The sequence below is a fragment of the Abditibacteriota bacterium genome, from assembly GCA_017552965.1.
Taxonomy (GTDB): Bacteria; Armatimonadota; UBA5829; order UBA5829; family UBA5829; genus RGIG7931.
This window is the reverse complement of the sequence record JAFZNQ010000107.1, coordinates 1-4,231: the sequence shown is the minus strand read 5'-3', so window position 1 is coordinate 4,231 and position 4,231 is coordinate 1. Positions and strand designations below refer to the sequence as shown.

The 4,231-nt window shown below is 62.2% G+C and carries 2 protein-coding genes; both read right to left on the bottom strand.

Translation table 11 applies throughout. From position 1 onward, the window contains the following. Nucleotides 1-457: 457 nt before the first annotated feature. Nucleotides 458-1,498 carry a hypothetical protein gene (locus IK083_08920; protein ID MBR4749671.1) on the bottom strand — a complete coding sequence of 347 codons (1,041 nt, stop codon included), beginning with the start codon at nt 1,496-1,498 and terminating at the stop codon, nt 458-460. A 540-nt stretch (nt 1,499-2,038) separates the two neighbouring features. Then, entirely contained in the window at nt 2,039-3,967 is a 1,929-nt protein-coding gene (locus tag IK083_08915; GenBank protein ID MBR4749670.1) for a hypothetical protein, read from the bottom strand. Between the last annotated feature and the right edge of the window lie 264 nt (nt 3,968-4,231).

The window sequence follows — 4,231 nt, the reverse complement described above, 5'->3', positions numbered from 1 at the left end:
TCCTCCCATTTGCCCTCTCTGCCCTTGGCAGAGTAAGGAAAGGGCAAATAGGCCCCTCCAGAGATCTCTTCCCGCAAAACGCCAAACGCAGAGCGTTTGACAGATGCGTTTTGCGCCGAGATGACGAGGGAGGGCATTTTATGCCGTTTGCGCAGAGATGACGCGGGGTATTGGCGTGTGCAAAAAGCGTTCTCCCCTGTCCCGTTGTGTCTGTCCTTAGCCGTGGCTCGCGGTTCTATTACAGGGGACTTCTTACCGGTGAGGGCAGAACGCCCTCACCGCCGAAGTGACGTTGTGTTTGAACGGGACAGGCCCGGGATGACGGCGGAGAGAGGCACCGCACACGGAAGACGGCCCGGCAGGGGTGCGGCGGCTGGCGCGCAGCCCTGCCGCCGCACAGTATTATTATGCCTTGCGCGGGCGCTGCCGCGCCTGCGCAAGGCGCATTCTCCTGCGTCTATTTTCTGATCCACATGGCGGGGCGCACGCCCATATAATCCGCGTCGGCGTCCCAGTGTCTGCTCTGGACTATATTCATACAGCCCGCGCCGGGGCCGCCTCCCCGCAGCCACCAATAGCAGTAGAGGATGTCGTTGTCCCGGGTGGATACCCCAGCGTCCCTGGCGCGCTTCGTAGGCATGCAGGTCCTGTCCTTGTAGAAAAAGTACTCGTGCTCAAACACGCAGGGGATGAAGACCCTGTCCTCGGTGACTGCGGTTTTGTAGGGTGGCCGGCGTCCGGTGATGTCCTCGTCAAAGCTGGTGACCTCGGCGGTGAGGATCCTCTTTTTGTCCTCCGCGGAAAAGGCGGTGTCAAAAAACTCGCCGTTCAGCCATTTTCGCAGGGAGCAGTCCTTCCACGCCGCATTCCGGTCCGTTTCGTCAAACGCCCGGCGCTCCAGCACGTATTTGCTGACCACATACAGATCGCGGCCCGACACGGCCACCACGAGCCATTCTATGGGCTCGGGCTCCTGCCCGTTCTGGGGATACGCGCCCAGGGTGACGGTCTTCGACGGGTCTTCGGGGATCCTCCTGTGCTTCGAGCCGTTGATGTTGCAATTGGAGATATACATGCCGCTGTTTTTCACTATGTCTGTGGCCAGCTTTGTCTTGGCCTCCTTGCCGGTGCCGGCGGGCACGCACAGAGACTCCAGTTTACTGATGCCTATACTCAGATGCTGAGCTGCCTGCTGAGCGGCGGCTATCTTTTTGGCCTCCTCGGGGCTGACCCGCGGCTCACTGGGCCGTTCGGTCACTCTGCCGCTCACAATTCCTTTCGCAGCAAAGTCCCTCATGCTTTCGCCCGCCTTCCCGGACCGGTCCCCCTGAATGTAGCTGAGGACCTCACCCCGGCCGTCTATGACGACAGGCCCGTCCGACGGCCCCATGCCGGCGCCGTCCTCCGTGCCGCCTTTGCTCAGATAGCCCGGGAGCCACACCGACGCCGCTATGGCGGCGGCGCAGATGATGATGGCTATGGTGAGAAATTTGTTCATTGTCTTACCTCGGTGTATCCGTAATACATCTTCATTATAGCATAGATCAGGGTGACGTGCGTTGGCAGGAGCTGTGAAACCCCGCGTCATCTCGGCGGACGCACGACCCCGCGTCATCTCGGCCCAAATCGCAACTTATGTAATGCGTCAGCATTACGCGATTTGGGGTAAGAGATCTTACCGGGGTCCCCGCGAATAAAAGTATTCGTGGGGTGGTGCGGTGTGGCCCGTCAGCCCGTTCCTTGCTCCGTCGCAGACGGAGAGGGCTGGTGGGAGGGGCCGTATCGCGGGGCAGACGAGAAGTGCGGGAGAGCGCTTTACCCTGTCCCGTTGGGTCTGTGCATGGCCGTGGCTCGCGGTTCTATTACAGGGGATCTCTTACCGCCTCCTGCGGAGGCGCCGAGATGACGTTGTAATTGAACGGGACAGAGCCGGGATGACGCGGGGTTGGCTGAGGAGCCCTCACCGCCGAAGTGACGTTGTGTTTGAACGGGACAGGCCCGGGATGATGAGAAGTGTTTTATCCCGCCCGGGGGCCTTTCACAGCCGCCGGATGACGCCGGGGGTCTCTATCCTGACAAAGTCATAACTCACGGTCTCCCCGGGGGACAGGGTGATGGTCAGGGTCACCCGCTTCCCGGCAAAGGGCGACAGGTCCATGTTAAAAGAGGTCTTCTCCCGGCAATATACCTTTTGCTCCAGGGTCTCTTTTCCGCAGACGGCGGTCACCCGGGCCTCGAAGCCGTCGGACTTGTCCGCCAGCCCCGGCGCGCCGAAGTCAAACCAGGTCATCAGCTCATAGGCGTCCCCGGGCAGCTCGACCTCAAATTCCAGCGCCGCCGAGCCCGCCGGCCTTTCGTTGCCTTCATAGGGCAGCTGCACCAGATAGCCGGCCCCGTCGGGTATCACCGCCGCGCCGGACATCCGGGCGTCGTCCTCGAAGCCCTCCCGTTTTTCCAGCGTCCGGCTGCCGCCATTCTCTATGCCCACCCGCTTGGGCAGCTCGCACAGATATACGGGCCGCTTGTATTTTGCCCCGGGCCACAGAGGGCCGCCGCTGTAGTAATACACGTCCTTCTCCAGCTTTTTCCCCTTATAGACGGGCCGGGCCCTGTGGCTCCACAGTGAAAGGGTCTTGCCCTTGACGGAGGTGGTCATCACCCCGTCTCCGCTCCGGGAATGGCGGACGTCATCTCCCGCCTTGGCCAGGGCAATGCTGTAGCGGGCCGGAGCCGACCCCAGGTCCACCTCCGGCTCCATGGATATGGCGGGCCACACAGGCTGGGTGTCATAAAAGGCCATGAAGCTGCCGTATTGCTCCAATATCCAGGGGATGCTGTTGTGCCACATGAAGCGGTCTGTCTTGCCCAGCCCCCGGGCCGTCACCGGCGCCGCCGCGTCTATGAGCCGGGGGTCGCCGTAGTGGGAGCCGTGATGGATGCCCAGAGGTATCAGGGAGCCGAACTTCAGCCAGGGAGACACCACGCCGTTGGTCCCCTCCCCGCCCAGAGCCAGCCCCGGCAGCTCCCGGCGGATACGGCGGAGCAAAGCCTCGGCGCCCCGCATGAGCTCGCAGTCCCCGGGGTCCGAGTCCGGGTCGGTGTAGTAGGCCTGGTCCAGATAGACCGCGTCCGGAGCGTAATCGGCGTATATCTTCTTCAGGCAGTCGGTGAAAAAGCTCTGCCACTCCTCCGAGGCCACGTTCATATACCCTATGGGGTCCTCGGACAGAGTCCAGGCCTGCAGCTCGCCGGTCTGCCGGCTGCGCAGCTGCAGGGGCGCAAATCGTTTGTAGAGAGGATGACCGTAGCCCACGCCGAATATATTGACGTGGAGCATGATGCGGTAGCCCAGGGCCTTCAGCTGCCGGATCCTGTCGGCGGCCCTGTCGCTCATGGTGTAGTCGGGATAGTTGACGTCGTAGGGGTCCCGGCGCCAGTCCGGGTAATATATGACCACCGAGGCCGGGTCCACTTCCCGGGCCAGAGTCTCGTAGGCTGAGATGGGCGCGCCAAAGTCAAAGACCACCATCCGCACCCCGTCCGTCCACTCCGGATGCCGGGGCAGGTCGGCGGGCAACGAGGCCCGGAACACGCCGGTATACAGGGCCGCGCCATCTTCCCAGCTACCCGAGAAACGCTTTTGCGCAAAGTCGGCCATGTCAAAGTCCAGGGTAAACCGGCCCTCCGAATGGGTCAGGGTCACGGCCGCATACCGCAGCCGGTCCCGGGAATAGATGAGGGTGCCCCCGGCGTCCCCGGACATGACGATCACAAAGGGCAGATCCAGGCTCACGGGGTATTTCCACTCATATCGGTCATAAGGCGACGCGCTGTCATACACCGCCCCGCCCTTCACAGGCACACACACCTTGTGGGTGTCAGGGATAGTCAGCTGCCAGGCCCCCAGGGACCCGCACGCCCCCAGCAGCGCCAGGACCGCCGCCAATATGATGATATTCCTTGTCATGTGTTCCTCCCCCCGTCGGTAATATGAGATACAGTATCATTATAGCATACTGCTCCCCTTCTCCGACCTCCGGGCATCACACCCCGCGTCATCCCGGCTCTCCGCCGTCATCCCGGCGCCCTAAACTAAGTGAGGGCGTTGGAGATCTGTGGGGGCACCGATGCCGCGGGCATTGGGGGGGCCACTCGGCGGAGAACAGCAAAAGCCCCGCGTCATCTCGGCCCAAATTTCGGGGTCCCCGAAAAATCGCAGATTTTTTGGGGT

Excerpts from the sequence above, each read along its gene's own strand:
- IK083_08920 (MBR4749671.1), bottom strand. The coding sequence starts at position 1,498 with ATGAACAAATTTCTCACCATAGCCATCATCATCTGCGCCGCCGCCATA.
- IK083_08915 (MBR4749670.1), bottom strand. The coding sequence starts at position 3,967 with ATGACAAGGAATATCATCATATTGGCGGCGGTCCTGGCGCTGCTGGGG.